Consider the following 20,636-nt stretch of genomic DNA (forward strand, 5'->3'; position numbering starts at 1 on the left):
AATCTATAAATTGACCAAATGACTTATGAGCATATTCGCTAACTTATTCAAAAAACAAGCCGACGCTGACGCAAAAGTAGTGGGCAATGTCGAAGACTTCGTATCACTGACACGTGTATATTTTCAATCTGTAATTGCAGTAAATTTGGGTATCACAAATATCCGCTTCCTGCCGGATGTAGCCAACTTCAAACGTTTGTTCAAAGTAGCCACGCAAGGAGGTAAGTTAGGATTAGCCGAGAAATCGGCATCCCGCAAGATGCTGATGCAGGATTACGGCATCAGTGAATCATTCTTTAAAGAGATAGACACATCTATCAAAAAAAACTGCCGTACGCAAAACGATGTACAAGCATACCTTTTCATGTATCAGGGATTCTCAAGCGACCTGATGATGCTGATGGGCAACCTGATGCAATGGAAATTCCGTATGCCGGCCCTATTTAAAAAGGCCCTGCGCTCCATGACAGAAAAGACAGTACATGATGTATGTACCAAAACGGTATGGAAAGCAGATGACGTACACAAAACGGCAGCGGCTGTACGTCAATACAAAGAACGTCTCGGATTCTCGGAACAATGGATGTCAGAGTACGTTTATAACATTGTCTTGTTGGCTAAAAAGGAGCCTAAACACAAGGACGAAGAAGCAAAAACAAAATGAAAAGCTGAATGTTATTAAACAAAAAAGAATCGTAAAGAATAGCACGAATAGCAAGAGGGTGTCCGAAAAGGGTACCCTCTTTTTTTATGTAAAAGTCCGAACTTTCCCAAGCTCGGACTTTTTAATTTGCTCTAAAATGTTTATCTTAGAGCATGTTAATCGATAGTGCAAATATACAATTTAAGGAGTATTCTCAAGGTATGGATTCCTTATTTCCTTGCCGTCTTGATGAAAATATTTCTTCGGATGCTCCGGTCCGGCTTGTCAACCAGATTGTTGATAAGCTTGACATCAGTCCGTTGTTATCTACTTATAAGGGTGGTGGTTGTCCTGCTTATTATCCCCGCATGCTTTTGAAAGTGTTGTTCTTCGCCTACCTGAACAATGTGTACTCTTGTCGTAAGATAGCACGTCTACTTCAGGAGAACATCCTTTACATGTGGCTTTCGGGCAAGTCCACTCCCGACTTCCGTACCATCAATGATTTCCGCAGCAAGCGTTTGAAGAGTTGTATCCACAGTTTGTTCACTCAGATTGTGCTCATGCTTGTTGAGTTGGGATATATCAGCCTGGAAAAACAATATATCGACGGGACCAAGATGGAGTCGGCAGCCAACCGTTATACTTTCGTCTGGCGCAAAAGTGTGGAAAAGTATAAGGATCGTCTGGAAAATAAGATTCAATGTATACTTTCTCAAATTGATGAGGGTATTCTCGGTGACAACACCGCTCCTGGAGAATCAACTCTTCCTATTGACAGCCATGCTCTGAAAGAAAAAATAGATGCCATTAATCTGGAGAACCGCAATAAACGTGAACTTCGTCAGATTAAAAAGCTTAATGAGGAGTACTTACCTAAGCTGCAGGAATATGAGAAACACTTGGAAATAATGGGGGAAAGAAACAGCTATTCCAAAACAGATCCTGATGCGACTTTTATGCGCATGAAAGAAGACCACATGAGGAACGGTCAGCTTAAACCGGGATATAATCTACAGATATCCACGGAAAACCAGTTCATAACAAACTATGCTTTCTATCACAATCCGGGTGATACGTTGACGTTGATTTCATTTCTATTGTATGGCCGGATGAGATACTGCCGGTTCATGAAAGAGGTTTGTGCGGATGCCGGATATGGAAGTGAGGAAAATTATGAGTTTATGGAACGCTTCGGTATAAGCGCTTATGTGAAATATAATTATTTTCATATGGAACAAACAAAAAAATGGAAATGTGACATCTCCAAACAAGATAATTTGTATTATAACGAACCGGAAGATTACTTTGTATGTCCGATGGGACAGTATATGAAATTTGCCTACACGATAAAGGCTGTCAATGATAATGGATATGAAAGTGAAATAAGTGTTTACCGTGCTAAGAACTGTCAGGGATGTCCCCTACAAAATAAATGTCACAAAGGGAGAGGAAACAGGGAGATCAAGGTGAATCATAAATTAAGGCGGTACAAGCAACTGGCACGTGAGAAACTCACTTCATCAAAAGGGCTTGAACATAGGAGCAAAAGACCGGTGGAGGTGGAAGCGGTCTTCGGGCAAATAAAATGGAATAAAGAGTACAAGAGGTTCAGGCATAAAGGCTTGGAGAAGATTGTCATGGACTTTGGAATATTGGCTATTGCATTTAACATCGGAAAAATGATCTGCAAGCAGAAAAAGGCTAAGAAAGGGAGGGATGGAAAGGATTATAAGACTGATAAAGGGAGAAAATTGAGTTTCATGAGGGGCATTTTTATAAGTTGTTGGATAAATCACAAAAAAAGAAAAAAGTTAGAGGGTACCCTTTTCGGACACCCTCTTTTTTATTATATTTATGCAAATATTTCAATTTTAACAACTTAAAAACAATCGCGTATGAAACAAAAGAAAATGCTTTCACTCACACTTTCCCAAATCCGTCAACTATACTGTCAGGAGTTACCCGAACTCACAGCAATGGCCCGGCAAAGTCTTGATGACACAGACTTTAAAAGCCACCTGCAAGAGTTCCTTGCTTCTCACATATCCGGAGGGAACAAAGCGGGTGAGCAAATTCGACTCCTTATCAACTACGACGGAAAGACAGTTCATGAATTGTCTAACGAACAGGATATGCAAATACAGACCTTATCCCTTCTCCGACGCTTCTTGACCGGGAATCTGGAAAATGCAGAAATGCCTACTGACTTGTTCCTGGATCTGTATAACCTCTTCAAAAGACTGGAGGACCCGGAAATGCCCCTACCCTCTCCGCAACGAATCAAAAACAGAACCGAACGCTGGGCCACCGGACTGGACGAAGACGTGATAGAGCTACGCACCGAAAACAAAGAACGAATGCTGCATCTGCTGATACAGAAAATAGAGAACCGGAAATCAAAGCCATCCTCCCGGTTCCACTTTGAAGAAGGATTGAGTTATGAGGAGAAATACCATCAGGTCTGCCGGTGGTGGGATGATTTCCGCTTCCACCTTTCGATGGCTATCAAAACTCCTGCCGAACTCAACCGCTTCCTCGGAAATTCTCTTTCCAGCGAAACAATGTATTTATTGTCCAGAGCCCGTAAAAAAGGGATGCCTTTCTTCGCCACGCCCTATTATCTTTCTTTGCTCAACACCAACGGTGAAGGATACAATGACGAAGCTATCCGAAGCTACATCCTCTATTCACCCCGTTTGGTGGAAACCTACGGCAATATCCGTGCCTGGGAGCGCGAAGATATTGTAGAAGCCGGAAAACCGAACGCTGCGGGATGGCTATTACCGGACGGGCATAACATTCACCGTCGCTATCCGGAAGTAGCTATCCTGATTCCCGATACAATGGGACGTGCCTGCGGAGGACTGTGCGCTTCATGTCAACGTATGTACGACTTCCAAAGCGAACGACTGAATTTTGAATTCGACGCGCTCCGCCCTAAAGAAAGTTGGGATAAGAAACTACGCAGGTTGATGACTTATTTTGAAGAAGACACCCAGTTACGAGATATATTGATTACCGGAGGAGATGCTCTGATGAGTCAGAACAAGACTTTGCGAAACATTCTTGAAGCCGTATATCGCATGGCCGCACGAAAACGAAAAGCAAACCAAGAACGTCCGGAAGGAGAAAAATACGCTGAATTACAGCGTGTCCGTTTAGGATCGAGATTACTGGCTTACCTGCCTATGCGCATCAATGACGAACTGATAGAGATTCTGAGAGAATTCAAAGAAAAAGCCTCTGCCATCGGAATGAAGCAATTTATAATTCAAACCCACTTCCAGAGCCCGTTGGAGGTGACACCACAAACCCGGGAAGCCATCCGGAAAATCCTTTCCGCCGGATGGCTTATCACTAATCAGCTCGTATATACCGTGGCAGCATCCCGACGAGGACATACCACAAGGCTACGCCAAGTGCTCAACTCGCTGGGAGTGGTCTGTTACTATACCTTCTCTGTCAAAGGATTCAATGAAAATTATGCTGTATTCACACCTAACAGCCGGTCGATGCAGGAACAGCATGAGGAAAAAACATTTGGTAAACTAACTCCGGAACAAGCTGACGAACTATATTCTCTTCTCGAAACAGGTGAAGACACAGCCGCCCGTATACGCCGTTTCATGAAGAAACACCATCTACCGTTCATGGCTACAGACCGAAGCGTACTCAATCTGCCTGCTATCGGCAAGAGCATGACATTCAACCTGGTGGGAATCACCGAAGAAGGTAAACGCATCCTTCGCTTTGACCATGACAGTACCCGACGCCACAGTTCTATTATTGACAAGTTGGGGAAAATATATATCGTGGAAAATAAATCGCTCGCAGCTTATTTAAGGCAATTAAGCAAAATGGGGGAAGATCCGGAAGACTATGCCAGCATCTGGAGCTATACGGAAGGAGAAACAGAGCCCCGCTTCAAACTATATGAATATCCGGAATTTGAATTCCACACAACAGACCGGATGAGTAATCTGGAAGTATTATAAACGATAAACAGTGAACGATAAACGATGAACTGTTTATCGTTCACTGTTCATCATTCATCGTTCTTCTTCCTCTTTCACCCGAATTACGATATTTGCTATAATCGCAGTCAAGCCACCGGTAGTGATACCTGACGAAAAGATACTGCGGATAGCTTCGGGAGCCTGACTCAATACATCAGGCATCAATTCCACTCCCAGCCCTAATGAAAGACTGACAGCCAGCACCAATGTCTCCTTACGTCCGATGTTTTGTGACGAAACGATACGGATTCCGGCTGCTGCCACAGTTCCGAACATCAACAAAGTAGCTCCGCCCAACACCGGGTCCGGCATCAACGAAAAAACAGCTCCTACAATCGGGAATAATCCTAAAAGAATCAGCATTGCCGCTATATAGTAACCCACATACCGACTGGCTACTCCTGTCAGCTGAATAATTCCATTATTCTGCGCAAAAATAGAGTTCGGGAAAGAGTTGAAAATACCTGCCAGGAAAGAATTAAAGCCATCGGCCATCACACCACCCGAAACCCGTTTCAGGTAGTCGTCACCTTCAATCTTCAAACCTGAAATCATTGAATTCGCCGTCACATCTCCGGTCGCCTCAATAGCTGTAATCATATACACCAGCCCGATAGCGATAAAAGAAGACACATTAAAATCAAGTCCGTATTTAAATGGCTGAGGAATATTAAAACTCATCAACATCTCTACATTCAAAGCACTCATATCTACTTTTCCTAAAGCAAAAGCGAGCCCATATCCTAAACAAAGTCCCAGCACAATAGAACTCATACGCAAATATTTATTTTTGCAACGATTGAAAAACAAAACGCTGAGCAAAACCACACCTGCAATCGAAAGGTTCTCCCAAGAAGCAAATGTTCCATTATCCATCGCAGCATAACCACCTCCACAAGAAACAATGCCTACCTTTGTCAGACTCAACCCGATAAGCAATACCACAATACCCGAAACCAGCGGAGTGATGATATTGCGCATATACTTGAAGGTACGACTAATAACCATTTCAATGGGAGCTGCCGCCATACAGACACCAAAAATAAGAGGAAGTCCGCCTACAAGCCCCGTAGCAATGATGGGACCAATAAACGAAAAGCTCGTGCCTTGTATACAAAGCAGTCTCGCCCCGATAGGGCCAAAACGTCGGCACTGGATAAAAGTAGACACTCCCGAAGCAAAAAGAGACATCGATACCAAAAATCCGGTTTTCTCTACATCCAGTTTCAGAGCACTGGCAATAATCAACGGAGGAGTAATAATAGCTACAAAAATAGCAAGCAGATGTTGCAATGCCGCAAATAAAGCATCTTTAAACGGCGGACGGTCCTCAATACCGTATATCAAATCAGTTTTCATCAGTTTTTTAGTTTATTGTCCATTTTAGCGCCAGTGTAGGGATGACATAAAAACCATCGCGTCCACCGAAATTATTACTCAGCTCGACTTCTGAACCTACACTCAGATTAAACTTGTCACTGATACCTTTTATACGGTTCAGATTCACCCAAAACTGAGGTTCGGTAAGAAAAATCGTTTTGCCATAAGCCGTCTCTTCGCGCCACCAATCAGCAAATCCGGAGAAAGTAAGCAGGTTCCTGCTGAAATTCATGTACCAGGTCCCGGTCAACTGAAAGTTATGGGGAGAACGATGTTTCTGAATATACTTATACAGGACCGACAATGAAAATCCACGTGAAAAAGAAGCATTATTATAAGTATATGTTGCACCACCCAAATAGGCGTTATTATAAGAAAAACCTTTGGCAAGTCCACCGTTATATTCCACATGTACCGAAAATGGATTCTTCCAGAATTTCAATTCACGTGCTATTTCCCAATAAGCGGCAGCCACTCCGTCCGAGGTATAATCCATATCGACAAAGAAATAAGTGCTTCCCCACTTGTCGGGATGAAACTTCTCCACAGTAGAGGTTAGTACAGGACGACCTTTTAAATCTTTATCATACAAAGAACGTCCAAAATCATAATGCAACTGGATGTTCTGTGCCTTTAACCCGACGCCGACAGACAAGATAAACAGACAGAAAATAGCAATAGCGGTTCTTCTCATGTTGAATGTTTTTTGAATTAAGGCGCAAAAGTAATTAAAAATCGTGGGAGTACGTTTCTATAAAATAGATATTATCACTATTTTTGTTCCCAATCAAATAGCGAATAATGGACATAGAAATAGAAAACCACCCGTTAGAACCTTTTCTCCCGGCCAATGCCCGATTGCTGATGCTGGGAAGTTTTCCGCCCCAGAAAAAGCGATGGTCAATGGATTTTTATTACCCGAACCTGAACAATGATATGTGGAGAATCGTCGGACTTTTATTCTTCAACAACAAGGATTATTTTCTGAACGAAAACAGGAAGGCCTTTTGTCGTGAACGGATAACAGACTTCCTTAACGACAAAGGAATAGCACTGTTCGATACCGCATCATCCATCCGACGATTACAGGACAATGCTTCCGATAAGTTTCTGGAAGTGGTGCAGCCCACTGACATAAGCCGGCTCCTCAGGTTAATTCCGGAATGCAAAGCCATCGTCACAACAGGACAAAAGGCAACAGACACTCTCCGGACACAATTCGAAGTGAGAGAACCCAAAGTGGGAGATTTCTCTGAATTTGTTTTTGAAGGACGTCCGATGCGACTATACCGGATGCCTTCTTCTTCACGGGCATACCCATTGGCACTGGATAAAAAAGCGGCAGCTTACCGTGTCATGTATCAAGATTTACAAATGCTTAATATAGAATAAATATGAAACCTCTTTTTTTGCAATATCCTGCATGCAGTACTTGCCAAAAAGCCAAAAAGTGGCTGACGGAAAACAAAATTGAGTATACCAACCGCCTTATAGTGGAAGATAATCCCACGACAGAGGAGTTGAAAGCCTGGATTCCATTGAGCGGACTACCCGTTAAGAAGTTTTTCAACACCAGCGGAGTAGTATATAAAGAGCTGAAGCTCAGCAGCAAGCTCCCGACAATGAGCGAAGAAGAACAGATCGCCCTTTTGGCCACTAACGGCAAACTGGTGAAACGGCCATTAGTAGTAACAGACCATTTCGTATTGGTAGGCTTCAAACCCGAAGAATGGGAAAAATTAAAATAATTAGCAACTTCTTTGCATAAAAGCTTGCCAATTCAGAAGTTTATTCTACCTTTGCAGCCGCAAACACGGGAGTAGCTCAGTTGGTAGAGCACCGGTCTCCAAAACCGGGTGTCGGGAGTTCGAGCCTCTCCTCCCGTGCAAAAAAAATCCCGCTTAAGTCATGTGACCTAAGCGGGATTTTCGTTTATCAGAAACGGATACTCACCTCTACCGATTCATCACCAATAGTCCAGTCAGGTCCCTCTTCAATCAGACGAATGGCCTCTTTATCGGCCGAAGCACAAAGTCCCTTTTTAACACTAATGGATTCCGGACGTCCATCCTTATCTACCCGGAAAGTAAGAATCACTTTTCCCTTGGCACGTGCACACTCTTTGTCGGAAGGATGCACCAGATTCTCTTTCAGATACCTCCGAAAAGCTTTTCGCCCTATAGACGGTTGCGGCGTACCTGACATCTTTAAGCTCGTTATAGCACCTGTAACGCTACTCTTCGGCTGCGAACCGTATCCTACCACTACAACCTCGTCAAGTGTAGCATCATCTACGTTCATAGCTATCAATAAATCTTTAGTCGTATCAACAGGAAGGACAACAGATTCATAACCGATATAATCGACTGAAAGTTCCCGATTCCCATCTGTCTTTAAAGTAAAATCACCATTTTCATCTGAGATAGTCCCCTGATTAGTCCCTTTCACCCTGACTGTGGCACCAACAAGAGGTTCACCACTGGGATCGGTCACTTTACCACGCACCTTACCAACAACAGCCACTTTAGCGTTAAAACTACTATCATTAGCCACCGAAGCTCTCATAACCATTTTTTTGTCCATAGCCGAAGGTTCGTCGTCAATGGTGGCTTCCAGCGCTTCTTCCATCAATTCCTGAGTCATTATTTGAGGAACCTCAGATGAAGGCGCAAGCATTTTTTTCTTCTTACTCTCTGAAATCAATTTCTTCGACGGGCCTGCCGAATCCTTTATTACCGCCTCAGCCAACTCATCTTTCTTCTCTTCCTCATATACCGACAAGGGTTTCGGATGAACCGCTTGTTCCATTGCCATCCGTGCTTCATCCGACAAAGGTTTCTCCTGAAAAAGGAAATAAGAGCCGATACAAACTCCAATCAGCAGGCTGGCGGCGATACTCCAGACCACAGCATGGTTACGCTTTCGCACAGCACGGGCTCTAATCCGACGGCGCAACTCCTCAATCTGTTCGTCGGCTCCATTCCCTACACGGCTGTAACCTTCGAGCGCGTCGGCCAGAAAAGGATCACGCATAGCCTCTTTCTCCAGCCGATGCGCCTCTTTTCCTTTGCGGGCTCCCCGTATGTAGTCTAATAGTTTCATTCCTTAAGCTGATTTTTAATACAAATCTTCAAATTACGTTTTCCGTTCTGGATATAGCTCTTTACGTTATTCAGCGTAAAACCGGTTTGCGCAACTATATCGGCATAAGACATTTCTTCTATAAAGAAATGCCGTATGCTGATACGTTGGGGTTCAGAAAGTTTCTTTAGACAATGATGCAAAGCTTCCAATTGGTCCGCATTACTTTCCTCTTCACATAAAAGATGCAAAAATTCATCGGATTCCACAATATGAACAGTATAATCCAATGAAATCTCTTTAGAGTCTTTCCGTAATATTTGCAAGCAATGATTCTTTACTACCCGGTATATCCAGGTCCGGAAAGTTTTTATTTCATAATGGGTGATTTTAGGAAGCAAATCTTCAAAAAGTTCCATCACCGCATCCTGAGCCCGGGCTTCATCTTTGAGATACTTCAGACACACGCCATACAACAACGGAATATAACGGTTATAAAGTTCACCGAAATACTCTGTTTTAGCGGACTTCATATAATGCTGCAATAGTTCCTCGTCCGTCTGTTCCGATATGTTTCTTCTGAAAAACAGGATTTTTTTTGCAAAGTTAAAAAAAAAGAGGAATCTATTTATGGAATCTATAAGAGAATTGCATCTATTGAGTAAAACAAGGAATCAAATTTATCCACTTAAAACAATAAAAGTATGAAAACGAATCAATTCAGAGCTTTGATGCTTATACTGCTAATGACAGTAATTTCATGGGGAGCAGTCAGTGCACAGCCTTTCATAGTAAAAGGTATAGTTACAGACGCTGAAAGCGGAGAAGCGGTGGCCGGTTGCTCCGTTGTAATAAACGGTACACAGAACGGAACCATTACCGGCACAGACGGTAGCTATTCCATTCGTGCAAACAAAGGGGTAACCTTAGTATTCTCTTTCATAGGATATCGCACTCAAAAAATAAAAGTGACTTCTGCCCGTTTAGATGTCGCCTTAGAAACGGATACACAACAGTTGGAAGAATGCGTAGTGATAGGTTATGGGATAGAAACACAAAAAATGATTTGCGGTGCTACCCCCATCGCAATGAACCACAGCCTGTTATACAACGTAGGGATGTCTGCCGAAGAATATAAAGCAATACAGGAAAATGGATTTAAGAAAGTGTGGGATAATCCGCTATCTACTTTCTCGATCGATGTGGATGTAGCTTCATATAGCAATATGCGCCGATTCCTTAATAAAGGAGAGCTACCTCCGGCTGATGCCATCCGTACAGAAGAATTAATAAACTACTTCTCTTACAATTATGCACAACCAACAGGGAACGATCCGGTAAGAATCACATCAGAAATAGGTACTTGTCCTTGGAACGAACAGCATCGGTTAGTCCGCATCGGATTGAAAGCAAAAGAAATTCCTACCGAAAACTTACCTGCTTCGAACCTAATCTTCCTGATCGACGTATCCGGTTCGATGTATGGTCCCGAACGTCTGGATCTGGTAAAATCATCATTAAAGTTATTAGTTAACAATCTGAGAGATAAAGATAAAGTAGCAATCGTGGTGTATTCGGGCGCTGCCGGAGAGAAACTGGCATCCACACCGGGAAGCGATAAACAAAAAATACGCGAAGCCATTGACGAACTGGAAGCAGGAGGCTCTACAGCGGGAGGAGAAGGAATTAAACTGGCTTATAAAATTGCCCGGAAAAATTTTATAACCGGTGGCAATAACCGCATCATCCTCTGTACCGATGGTGATTTCAATGTGGGCGTATCATCGGATCAGGAACTGGAGAAACTGATTGAGCAAAAACGTAAGAGCGGTGTATTCCTCACCGTATTAGGATATGGGATGGGAAACTATAAAGACAGCAAGATGCAGACTCTTGCCGAAAAGGGAAACGGCAATCATGCCTATATCGACAATCTGCAAGAAGCCAACCGGGTATTGGTGAACGAGTTCGGAGCAACTTTACATACGGTCGCCAAAGACGTAAAACTACAAGTGGAGTTTAACCCGACACAGGTACAAGCCTATCGGTTGATTGGCTATGAAAGTCGTTTGCTGGCAGATGAAGACTTCAACAACGACACAAAAGATGCAGGAGAAATGGGAGCCGGACATACAGTCACAGCTTTCTATGAAGTGATTCCTGTAGGGGTAAAAAGTGATTTTACCGGAAAAGTGGACGATTTGAAATATCAGAAGAAACAAAAGACTGCCACCTCTGTCAACGACTCTAATGAATTACTAACCGTCAAACTACGCTACAAAACACCGGACGGCAATGCCAGCAAAAAGATAGAACAGGCGTTGACTGACTCTAAAAACAACCGGGTTTCCGCCGATTTTCGTTTCGCAGCCGCAGTAGCCATGTTCGGACAACTGCTGAGAGATTCTGAATTCAAGGGAAATGCCAATTATGACAAAGTGATTTCTTTGGCAAAGACCGGCTTGGAAAACGACGAAAAGGGATATAAAAGAGAATTTATACGGCTCGCAGAAACTGCCAAAGGTATCTGATACTGTGGAAGTTTTCCACGTTATCCACACCCCAAAACCCCAATTTCCACAGATTGAGATTTAGATCTTTGAATATAACAATCTAATAATCAACAAGATAACACATATATATTTATTCTGGCACACCGCTTGCACTACTATTATCGTAAGCAAACGGCTTACAGAAAAACAAACCCCATTTATTAACTCAAAACTTACAATTATGAAAAAGGTATTAGTAGCAATAGCATTGGTTATGGGATTAGGTAGCTCAGTAGCATTCGCACAGAACGTAGAAAACGCTAACGCAGTAGTAACGACTGCACAGGCTCCACAAGACGAGTATACAAAGATTGAAGTAAAAGATCTCCCTGCAGCAGTAACCGAAGCCCTCGGAAAAGCTTATCCTGAATCGACTATCAAAGAAGCATCAGTAACAGCTAAAGAAGACGGCAAACTCTACAAAGTAGTCGTTACACAGAAAGACGGTACAGAGACAACTGTAGTAATGAACGAAAAAGGTGAAGAAGTAAAATAAAGATGCATCTTTAAAGGGCAAAAAGCACTGTTTCATTTTTGGAGCAGTGCTTTTTTATGAATAGATGTACTCCGGAAACATTTAAATCAGCTCGTAACTGCTACTCTGAATTGGCATATCAAGATTATGGAGTACCTTTTCTAACAGAATACCTTCACGGTTATCATACTCATAACCGAAAGTGGCACGAATTCCCTGCAGGATAAACTGGGTAGCACGATCCAAAGCAATGGGAAGGCTGTCTCCCTGCAGCAAAGCTCCGGTAATGACACTCGTAAATGTATCTCCCGTACCCGGATAATGGGCAGGCAGATAAGGGCAAGTGATTTTCCAATAGCGATTTCCTGTCCGGTTATAAGCATAAACCGAAGTTTTATGAGGTTCATCCAACACAGGCACACTAGTTATGATCACCACCTCAGGCCCTTTTTCTGACAGGCAATGCAGATAATCCTTTAATTCCTGATCGGTATTGGTCTCTTTATACGGACGGCCGAGCAGATAGAAAAGTTCCGTCAGATTGGGAGTTATCACATCGGCATGTGTGATCAACTGCTGCATCTCTGCCACCATAGATTCATCAAAATTTGAATAGAGTTTACCATTGTCTCCCAAGACAGGATCTATCACCGTCAAGCTATCTTTCCGGCGAAAATCACGGATAAAGTCAGATACAATCTGAATCTGCCTGGGTGATCCTAAATAACCGGTATAGATAGCATCGAACTCCACCTCCAAACGTTTCCACTCGGCAATAATACGAGGCATTTCATCCGTCAGATCAAGAAAAGTGAAATGCGGATATTGCGTGTGATTAGAAAGGATGGCCGTAGGCAACGGACATACCTGAAACCCCATAGACGACAGAATAGGAATTACGACTGTCAGAGAAACCCTTCCCATACCGGAAAGGTCGTGAATGGCAGCCACTTTCTTTACTTTATTTGCAAACATATATTTGTATAAGAGGATATTGCAGAAATCTGTTTCACCACAGATAAACATTCCCTCATCACTTCAATATTACCAATACATCTCTCGCACCGTGCGCTCCCATCACCAACGCTTGCTCTATATCAGCAGTTTTTGAAGGGCCGGAGATAAATGTACCAAATTTATATTTTTCATCTTTTATCAGCTCGTAAGCCTGATGCATATTGCTCACAATACGGTTCTTGTCCAAAACAATCACCAGTTTTTCGGCTATAAAATAGAGCGCTTTGTACTTCACCGTTTGGGGAATCCAGACAGCTGCATTCTCGGCCACCCCAATTTCGCCTTTAACAACAGCTATATCGGTTCCATTCAGATCTTGTGCGCGAGTCAGCAAATCAGGATTGAATGTAGCGCAGGTGATTTCCTCCAGATCGGAAGCAATACTGGCAGCATCAGGGTAAGTACGACGGATGACAGCATTGATATCTTCTCCCTCCCCCAATACAATAGCTTCACCTCCGACGGCAAAACTCATCTCGCAGAATTTGGCAACCACATCCGGATAAGTAGTGGTTTTGATTTGCCAATCAGGGTATTCATAACGGTTCTTCGTATTTTTACGGATACTCGCCAATATCTCTTCTTTACTACTCATTTGTTTTCCTCCTTTCCTTGCACTTTATTTTTCTTCCACATCTCGTTGAACGATTCGCTGGCAAACTCTGGCAGTTCGCGACCCTTACCCCAGGCATCCAAATCATTGTATTTGATAAAACGCGGCAAATGGTTAACTGCCGGAGCAGCCCAAAGAGCCGCATTGAATAGAGCCGGATGGTCCATCAATACTTTCATCCCACCGGACATTATTTTTTTACCCGTATTAGCTTTTCCAATCTTATCCAGATCCTGCCGCCATTTATAAATCTGTTCAGCCAGGTCTACCTTTGCCGGACAAACATCCGAACAAGACATACACAGCGAACAGGCTGACAGGTTATCATAATACTTTTCCGGATCATGTACCATACCCAGATTGATACCGATAGGACCGGGAATAAAGTAGGTGTAGGAATATCCCCCGCTCCGACGATACACCGGACAAGTATTCATACAAGCACCGCATCGGATGCAATTCAAAGTCTTGATATGATCGGGATGGGCAAGCAAAGCGCTTCGTCCGTTATCTACAATGATAATATGATATTCGCCTCCTTCACGGGGATTGCGATATTGAGAGGTATAGGTAGTGATAGGTTGCCCTGTTGCCGAACGCGCCAACAAACGGGTAAACACTCCCAAAGCCTCCATATCCGGCACGATCTTCTCCATACCGAAAGCAGCAATATTCAGTGTCGGGCACGATGTCCCCATATCAGCATTTCCTTCGTTCGTGCAAACCACTATATCTCCAGTGGATGCTACGGCAAAGTTGGCTCCCGTCATGGCAGCTTCCGCATTCAGGAAGATGTTCCGCAAGCTTTTTCGAGCGGCATGGGTCAGATAAGTAGGATCAAAATTACCTTTCTCCGTTCCCATTTCCTTTTCAAACAGCTCTCCCACCTGTTCACGCTTGATGTGAATAGCCGGAAGCACAATATGACTTGGCGCCAGATTCATCAACTGAAGAATGCGCTCTCCGAGATCAGACTCCACAACGTCTATTCCTTTCTCTATCAGGAACGGGTTTAGTTCACACTCTTCCGCCAACATCGATTTGCTTTTCACAAAATGTTTCACTCCATGACTGCTCAATATTTCATAAACAATGGCACGATACTCTTCCGCATCCTTTGCCCAATGAACGATGGCTCCGTTGGCTGTGGCGTTTTTCTCAAATTCCAGCAAGAGTTCCTCAAGGTGGCTGTTGGAATAAAGTTTCAACGCACATGCCTTGTCACGCAATTCTTCCCACTCGGGTACTTCCTTGCTCATCTTGTCTCTTTTGGCACGGACCATCCAAAGGGTCTCATTGTGCCATGCTGCCATCACCGGATTTTCCAGAAACTTCTCGGCAGCTTTTGCATGCTTGGTACTCATAATTGTGATGCTAATATTTCTACAACATGAATAATTCGGATAGGCAGGTGTTCACGCTCAATGATACCCTGCATATGCATCAGACAGGAGCTATCGGCTCCGGTTATGTATTCGGCACCAGTCTCCATATGGTGCCGTATCTTATCACGTCCCATGCAGACGGATACAGCCTGCTCTTCGACTGCAAACATACCGCCGAAACCACAACATTCGTCCACGTGGCTGGGTTCAAACACTTCAATCCCCTCGACCATCTGGAGCAAATCGCGCAATTTATTGAAATAAGGTATGTTCAATTCACTCGGAGCAGATAGAAAAAGTTCACGTACACCGTGACAGCTGTTATGAATACTGACTTTATGGGGAAAACGAGCAGGGATTTTCGTAGGTTTTATCACATCGTGAATAAAGGCACAGAGGTCGTAAATCTTATCTGCACTCTGGCATTGATGACCCTCTTTAGCCAAAATACCGGGATGGTTTTCTTTCACAAAAGCCACACAACTGGCAGACGGGCCTACAATGTAATCATACTTCTGAAATAAATCATTGAAACGGATAGCCATCTTTAAAGATTCATCTTGAAAACCGGCGTTTGCCATGGGCTGTCCGCAACAAGTCTGATCAAGAGGATAATCGACATCCACCCCTAAGCTCTTCAGTAATTTATATGATGCCACCCCTACCTGCGGATAGATGGCATTGATATAACAGGGGATAAACAAACCTACTTTCATAATATATCATTAATTAGTTACAAGTCACGAGTCATAAGCCACGAGTTATCAACTATGAAATACGTACGGGGACAGCAAAGCCACTCATAATGCACAGCTTATGACATGCAGCCCTCGTATCAGCTTCCGTAGCTCACAAAATATTTATCAGTTTGTGCGTTTGCAGGCTAAGTCTCCATCTGGGATGTCGCATCACGCAATCCACCGTTTCTGCGGTGTTATTACAAGAACAAGGCTGAAGGAAGAAATGTTCGGCAGGAAGCTGTTCATAAACGTCAATATTTTGTCCTTCGTAAACAACTTTAACTTCATCCATCCGGTTTAAAGCTAATTTGACACCCTGCTTAGGCGAACAAGTTACCCAGTCGATAGCAGCAGGCAAAGGTTTCGTTCCATTGGTTTCGATACACACATACTTGCCCGCCCCGTGCAACAAATCGATAAAGGCATCGTCAATCCAAAGTGAAGGCTCTCCCCCAGTAAGAATCACCATGACAGCCGGATACTTCTTTACTTCATTTACAATTTCTTCGTCTGTCATCATTTCACCGATTTCATGCCGGGTATCACAAAAGTCACACTTCAGATTACACCCTGAGAAACGTATGAAAACAGCAGGGGTACCTGTATGATACCCCTCTCCCTGTAAACTATAAAAAATCTCGTTAATCTTTCTCATAAATCACCGTATTTGCTTCCGACTCCTGTACCTCTACCTTATAACACTGTGGAATCTGCTTGCATACCCAACGGGCAATATTTTCCGCCGTGGGATTAAAAGGAAGTACTTCATTCAGATTCTGGTGATCCAGTTTTTCCTTGACGGTCTGTTTTATCTGGGTAAAATCCACTACCATTCCATCCGAGTTGAGCCGTTCTGAACGGCAATAGACAGTGATAATCCAGTTGTGACCGTGAAGAGTGGCGCATTTACTCCGGTACGGAAGAATCAGCTTATGTGCAGCCGATATTTCCATTCGTTTAATTACTGTAAACATCGTTATATGTATTATTAATGGTTACTACACCTAATGTCACCTCGGTGCGGCTACAAAGATAATACAAAAGATAGTTTTCATTCAGCGAGAAAAGTTATTTTTCCTATTTTTGCGGAATGAAAACGATCTGTATTATATTAGGTACTCTTTCGCTGGGACTTGGCATTCTCGGTATTTTCCTGCCATTGTTACCCACTACTCCTTTCTTGCTGCTCACTGCCGCCCTCTACTTCAAAGGATCTCCGCGCCTATACCAATGGCTGCTGAATCACAAATATTTCGGTACCTATATACGTAACTTCCGTGAAAATAAGGCAATCCCCTTACGCGCTAAAATCATCTCACTCCTGCTAATGTGGGGCACGATGCTCTATTGCATTTTTTTCCTGATTCCGTTGGTTTGGGTCAAAGTACTCCTCTTCCTGATAGCCGTAGGAGTGACTTATCATATACTTTCTTTCAAAACATTGAAGAAGTGAGACAATCCCGCACGAGCATCTTCCAGCCGGTCTTGCCAATGCTTCACAGAATTCTGCCCGATCACATCCGAAACATATTTCACCGAAATAAAAGGAATCTCCTTAGCCCTGCACACAAAGGCCTGTGCATAGGCTTCCATATCTACCACATCTCCTTCAATATCCGTCAGTTCGGTCAGGAAGCTATCACCGGTATTGCAAGTTGCCGATTCGGTCCAGTGCCGGCAAAAGCCTCTGGCGGCAAGCAACTCTGACGAATCAATGTGGCACTCCATTCCTAATCCGGACATTTTATGCATATCCCGGTCGACAAAATGACGGCAGACAAAGACATCCCCCACCTGATGGTTAATCGTTCCGGCTGTTCCCTGATTGATCACAATATCCGGCTTCACCTGCTGAATGGCTTCCGCCAAATGAAAAGCCGCTTTCACTTTTCCAATGCCTGTCCGTACATAATATACCTCCACATCGGGCCACTTGATTTCTGTAAATTCGCCTTGTACGGCATAAGTCACTAATATCTTCAACATAAATACTATCTTTAATTTTATACATTCTATATCGAATGCAAAAGTAGTCAATTAAAGACAATTTGACCAGATATTATCTTTAAATGGTCAGATTCTGCACATATCCGCCCTGTTTTCTTCCTATCTTTGCCTGAAACTTAAAACACAAAATATCATGATTCAAAACTCTATCTCCGACAATCGTATTGTCTGGCTCGACGTCATCCGTTGCGTTGCAATGATAATGGTCATAGGCGTTCATTGCATCGATCCTTTTTACATTTCACCCACGATGCGGGCAATCCCCGAATACACGCACTGGGCAGCAATTTACGGTTCACTCCTCCGCCCATCGGTTCCCTTGTTTGTTATGATGACCGGGCTACTTCTGCTCCCTGTGAAAAAACAGCCATTAGGTCAGTTCTACAAAAAACGCATATATCGTGTTTTGTTTCCCTTCCTTATCTGGTCGGTGTTATATAGTCTGTTTCCCTGGTTTACGGGAGTACTCGGGTTGCCGAAAGAAATTATCGGGGACTTCTTCTGTTATACGCAAGGACAAGAATCACAAAGCCTGATAGATTCTCTGAAGGATGTAGCCATGATTCCGTTCAATTTCAGCCATAAAGAGAACCACATGTGGTACATCTACCTGCTCATCGGCCTGTATCTCTATATGCCATTCTTCTCGGCATGGATAGACAACGCTGATCAAAAGACCAAACGAACATTTCTCCTGATATGGATTATTTCACTCTTCATTCCTTATCTAAAGGAGTATGTTGCCAATTGTTTGTTCGACAGAAGCGGTTATGTATTCGGTACTGATACATGGAATGAATTCGGGCTCTTCTACTATTTTGCCGGATTCAATGGATATTTATTACTGGGACATTACGTCAAGAAGGGTAACAACTGGAGTCTGATGAAAACATTCACTCTTTGCATACTCATGTTTGCCGTCGGATATTATGTCACTTATACAGGTTTCAGCACCACAGCAGCCAATCCTGACGCAACAGAAACAGAAATGGAACTCTTCTTTACCTTCTGTAGCCCCAACGTATTGTTAATGACCTTAGCCACCTTCTTACTGCTACAAAAAGTAGTCATCACCAACCAGACTGTCATAAAAGCACTGGCCAACATGACCAAATGCGGTTTCGGCATCTATATGGTTCACTACTTCGTCGTAGGTCCTTTTTTCCTTCTAATAGGACCCTCGTCGTTACCTATCCCTCTACAGGTTCCACTGATGGCTATCTGTATATTCCTCTGCAGCTGGGCATTCACTGCGTTCATTTATAAACTTATGCCCCAAAAAGCTGTCTGGCTTATGGGATAAGACCAACAATTGACGTGTAAGGTGGAAAGAGCTTAAGAACTCTTCTCACCTTACACGTAAGTCATTGATAAGAGACTACAGTTACAAGAATGTACCCGGTCCCAATATATCATCCATATAACTCACATTACGGGTACGCAGCAATGCCCCGTTCGGACTATAAAACAGCTGATATTGAATGTCTACATTTTGTTGCCCTACCTTGATGACAATAATCGGTTGCCATTTGGGAAACTCGACATAAGTAACATCTTCCACCTGCCAGCCGGAATAAGGACCGGAAGCAAACGCATTATATACCGTAGCAGAAAGTTCATCGGTATCTCCCCACTCCGTCTGGGTCATCTGCCATTGTCCCTGCGCATTGAACCAGACATTCTTTTCATAACCATTCATCATGAAATCGGCACAATAGTAACCGCTGTCCTGTGACCAGGCGATACCATCAGCTTTGGGATACATTTTTTTCAAAGCCGCCTGCGCCTTGGCAGGAGCATTATCTGCCCAAACAGACATGACAACCATCAACAGAGTCATTAACAAGCTGAATCTCAATTTTATCATAGCTAAAGCATTTTAATCGGATGAATACTTTTCGCTAACTAACAACTTACAAGGTTGCTTTGTTTCAGGCTGCCACCACTACACTGTCAGAGGACAGAAGTGAGGTTTCCAATCGTATCCTTCACACGCTTCACAGTTGTCACATTCCGCTCATACTCGCTGATATGAACAGTTCCTCCCATAGATACAGCCTCGTTCTTGTATGCCATTCCGCTTTTGATACTCTCCCGTGCGGAGAAATGGAATTCCTGAATACCGGTTTCTTTTGCAATCCGGCAGATATTCTTTTCGTTCACCCCACAACCTGCAAGGAGAGTGATTCTGCCGTTCGCCCTTTCACGGAGTTCTTTCAACAAAGGTATGCCAAGTTCAGCCGTTGCCTGTTGCCCCGAAGTCAGAATACGGTCACATCCCAGATTAATTATCTGCTCCAAAGCCTTAGATGCATCACGGCACACATCGAATGCCCGGTGGAAAGTGACGGACAAACCTTCAGAAGCTTCCATCAACTGTTCCATCACCGGCACATCTATCTCTCCGTTTGCTGTCAGGCATCCAAACACCACTCCATCAGCTCCAAGTCGACGAGCCATTTCAATATCCTTCAACATAGTCTTTATTTCGATGGGAGAATAAAGAAAATCTCCTCCACGCGGACGGATAATGACATGCAACCGTGTAGTTGTCAGCACCTCACGTGCCATCGCGATTTCGCCATACGAGGGAGTCGTTCCGCCCTCCGGGATGCCTGCACAAAGTTCCACGCGGTTTGCTCCACCTTCCTGTGCAGCAATGCAACTCTCTACGGAGTTGGTACAAACTTCAAATAGGTAGTTCTTCATATTTCATGAATATTA

At 43.4% G+C, this 20,636-nt stretch carries 22 protein-coding genes and 1 tRNA gene; 10 read left to right on the top strand and 13 right to left on the bottom strand.

What is annotated here, in order from left to right; all coding sequences use genetic code 11:
• The first annotated feature begins 25 nt into the window (after positions 1 to 25).
• The 3 genes from DBK98_RS21740 to DBK98_RS21750 all read left to right on the top strand — a co-directional run bounded on the left by DBK98_RS21740 (position 26) and on the right by DBK98_RS21750 (position 4,641).
• Positions 26 to 664 (top strand): hypothetical protein, encoded by a 639-nt coding sequence (locus DBK98_RS21740; protein WP_005781003.1) that lies wholly within the window; start codon positions 26 to 28, stop codon positions 662 to 664.
• 152 nt (positions 665 to 816) lie between these two features.
• Positions 817 to 2,529, top strand: a complete 1,713-nt coding sequence (locus DBK98_RS21745) for an IS1182 family transposase (protein WP_033572589.1) — start codon at positions 817 to 819, stop codon at positions 2,527 to 2,529.
• A gap of 12 nt (positions 2,530 to 2,541) precedes the next feature.
• Positions 2,542 to 4,641, top strand: a complete 2,100-nt coding sequence (locus DBK98_RS21750; protein ID WP_005821526.1) for a KamA family radical SAM protein — start codon at positions 2,542 to 2,544, stop codon at positions 4,639 to 4,641.
• A gap of 54 nt (positions 4,642 to 4,695) precedes the next feature.
• Here DBK98_RS21750 and DBK98_RS21755 read toward each other — a convergent pair whose 3' ends face one another.
• Together DBK98_RS21755 and DBK98_RS21760 are read right to left on the bottom strand one after the other, a co-directional pair.
• Positions 4,696 to 6,021 carry a nucleobase:cation symporter-2 family protein gene (locus DBK98_RS21755; RefSeq protein ID WP_032535469.1) on the bottom strand — a complete coding sequence of 442 codons (1,326 nt, stop codon included), beginning with the start codon at positions 6,019 to 6,021 and terminating at the stop codon, positions 4,696 to 4,698.
• Positions 6,022 to 6,028: 7 nt separating this feature from the next.
• Positions 6,029 to 6,736: a DUF5020 family protein gene (locus tag DBK98_RS21760; RefSeq protein ID WP_005781006.1), complete on the bottom strand. Its 708-nt coding sequence runs from the start codon at positions 6,734 to 6,736 to the stop codon at positions 6,029 to 6,031.
• Between the two features lie 107 nt (positions 6,737 to 6,843).
• Between DBK98_RS21760 and DBK98_RS21765 the strand changes: the two genes are divergently transcribed.
• The 3 genes from DBK98_RS21765 to DBK98_RS21775 all read left to right on the top strand — a co-directional run bounded on the left by DBK98_RS21765 (position 6,844) and on the right by DBK98_RS21775 (position 7,928).
• Positions 6,844 to 7,434: a uracil-DNA glycosylase family protein gene (locus DBK98_RS21765; protein WP_005781007.1), complete on the top strand. Its 591-nt coding sequence runs from the start codon at positions 6,844 to 6,846 to the stop codon at positions 7,432 to 7,434.
• A gap of 2 nt (positions 7,435 to 7,436) precedes the next feature.
• Entirely contained in the window at positions 7,437 to 7,790 is a 354-nt protein-coding gene (locus DBK98_RS21770; protein WP_005808101.1) for an arsenate reductase family protein, read from the top strand.
• 65 nt (positions 7,791 to 7,855) lie between these two features.
• Positions 7,856 to 7,928 (top strand) — tRNA-Trp (locus DBK98_RS21775).
• A 49-nt stretch (positions 7,929 to 7,977) separates the two neighbouring features.
• Here the strand turns inward: DBK98_RS21775 and DBK98_RS21780 are convergent.
• Together DBK98_RS21780 and DBK98_RS21785 are read right to left on the bottom strand one after the other, a co-directional pair.
• Positions 7,978 to 9,144, bottom strand: coding sequence for an energy transducer TonB (locus DBK98_RS21780; protein ID WP_032535468.1), 1,167 nt, complete (start codon positions 9,142 to 9,144; stop codon positions 7,978 to 7,980).
• The gene (locus DBK98_RS21785) at positions 9,141 to 9,716 is read right to left on the bottom strand and encodes an RNA polymerase sigma factor (RefSeq protein WP_032535467.1); all 576 of its coding nucleotides are present in this window, start codon (positions 9,714 to 9,716) and stop codon (positions 9,141 to 9,143) included. Before DBK98_RS21785 ends, DBK98_RS21780 begins: the two co-directional genes overlap by 4 nt.
• Positions 9,717 to 9,827: 111 nt before the next feature.
• Between DBK98_RS21785 and DBK98_RS21790 the strand changes: the two genes are divergently transcribed.
• Together DBK98_RS21790 and DBK98_RS21795 are read left to right on the top strand one after the other, a co-directional pair.
• On the top strand, positions 9,828 to 11,654 hold the full coding sequence (locus tag DBK98_RS21790; RefSeq protein ID WP_032535466.1) for a VWA domain-containing protein: 1,827 nt from the start codon (positions 9,828 to 9,830) through the stop codon (positions 11,652 to 11,654).
• A gap of 202 nt (positions 11,655 to 11,856) precedes the next feature.
• Complete coding sequence (locus DBK98_RS21795; protein WP_032531638.1) at positions 11,857 to 12,171, top strand: hypothetical protein; 315 nt, start codon at positions 11,857 to 11,859, stop codon at positions 12,169 to 12,171.
• A gap of 81 nt (positions 12,172 to 12,252) precedes the next feature.
• Here DBK98_RS21795 and DBK98_RS21800 read toward each other — a convergent pair whose 3' ends face one another.
• From DBK98_RS21800 to DBK98_RS21825, 6 genes are all read right to left on the bottom strand, one after another.
• A complete protein-coding gene (locus tag DBK98_RS21800) occupies positions 12,253 to 13,125 on the bottom strand; it encodes a pyridoxamine kinase (RefSeq protein ID WP_032535465.1) in 873 nt (290 codons plus the stop codon).
• Positions 13,126 to 13,183: 58 nt separating this feature from the next.
• The gene (locus tag DBK98_RS21805) at positions 13,184 to 13,762 is read right to left on the bottom strand and encodes an LUD domain-containing protein (RefSeq protein ID WP_005808111.1); all 579 of its coding nucleotides are present in this window, start codon (positions 13,760 to 13,762) and stop codon (positions 13,184 to 13,186) included.
• A complete protein-coding gene (locus tag DBK98_RS21810; RefSeq protein WP_032535464.1) occupies positions 13,759 to 15,144 on the bottom strand; it encodes a lactate utilization protein B in 1,386 nt (461 codons plus the stop codon). The genes DBK98_RS21805 and DBK98_RS21810 overlap by 4 nt, the downstream gene beginning before the upstream one ends.
• Complete coding sequence (locus DBK98_RS21815) at positions 15,141 to 15,881, bottom strand: (Fe-S)-binding protein (protein ID WP_005781023.1); 741 nt, start codon at positions 15,879 to 15,881, stop codon at positions 15,141 to 15,143. Before DBK98_RS21815 ends, DBK98_RS21810 begins: the two co-directional genes overlap by 4 nt.
• 133 nt (positions 15,882 to 16,014) lie before the next feature.
• Positions 16,015 to 16,560, bottom strand: a complete 546-nt coding sequence (locus tag DBK98_RS21820; RefSeq protein ID WP_032535463.1) for a radical SAM protein — start codon at positions 16,558 to 16,560, stop codon at positions 16,015 to 16,017.
• Complete coding sequence (locus DBK98_RS21825; RefSeq protein WP_005781027.1) at positions 16,547 to 16,879, bottom strand: 6-carboxytetrahydropterin synthase; 333 nt, start codon at positions 16,877 to 16,879, stop codon at positions 16,547 to 16,549. The genes DBK98_RS21820 and DBK98_RS21825 overlap by 14 nt, the downstream gene beginning before the upstream one ends.
• Positions 16,880 to 16,995: 116 nt before the next feature.
• On the opposite strand from DBK98_RS21825, the gene DBK98_RS21830 reads away from it, so the two are divergent.
• Positions 16,996 to 17,358, top strand: a complete 363-nt coding sequence (locus tag DBK98_RS21830; RefSeq protein WP_005781029.1) for a YbaN family protein — start codon at positions 16,996 to 16,998, stop codon at positions 17,356 to 17,358.
• Here DBK98_RS21830 and DBK98_RS21835 read toward each other — a convergent pair.
• Positions 17,325 to 17,891 carry an MTA/SAH nucleosidase gene (locus DBK98_RS21835; RefSeq protein ID WP_005808116.1) on the bottom strand — a complete coding sequence of 189 codons (567 nt, stop codon included), beginning with the start codon at positions 17,889 to 17,891 and terminating at the stop codon, positions 17,325 to 17,327. The two genes, DBK98_RS21830 and DBK98_RS21835, sit on opposite strands and share 34 nt — an antisense overlap.
• 154 nt (positions 17,892 to 18,045) lie before the next feature.
• Between DBK98_RS21835 and DBK98_RS21840 the strand changes: the two genes are divergently transcribed.
• Complete coding sequence (locus DBK98_RS21840; protein ID WP_032531641.1) at positions 18,046 to 19,215, top strand: acyltransferase; 1,170 nt, start codon at positions 18,046 to 18,048, stop codon at positions 19,213 to 19,215.
• Between the two features lie 81 nt (positions 19,216 to 19,296).
• On the opposite strand, the gene DBK98_RS21845 is transcribed toward DBK98_RS21840, so the two are convergent.
• Positions 19,297 to 19,779: a PepSY-like domain-containing protein gene (locus DBK98_RS21845; protein WP_005808119.1), complete on the bottom strand. Its 483-nt coding sequence runs from the start codon at positions 19,777 to 19,779 to the stop codon at positions 19,297 to 19,299.
• 86 nt (positions 19,780 to 19,865) lie between these two features.
• Entirely contained in the window at positions 19,866 to 20,621 is a 756-nt protein-coding gene (locus DBK98_RS21850; protein ID WP_032535462.1) for a copper homeostasis protein CutC, read from the bottom strand.
• Positions 20,622 to 20,636: the final 15 nt, after the last annotated feature.

It is taken from the genome of Bacteroides sp. PHL 2737, assembly GCF_004115325.2.
Taxonomy (GTDB): Bacteria; Bacteroidota; Bacteroidia; order Bacteroidales; family Bacteroidaceae; genus Bacteroides; species Bacteroides hominis.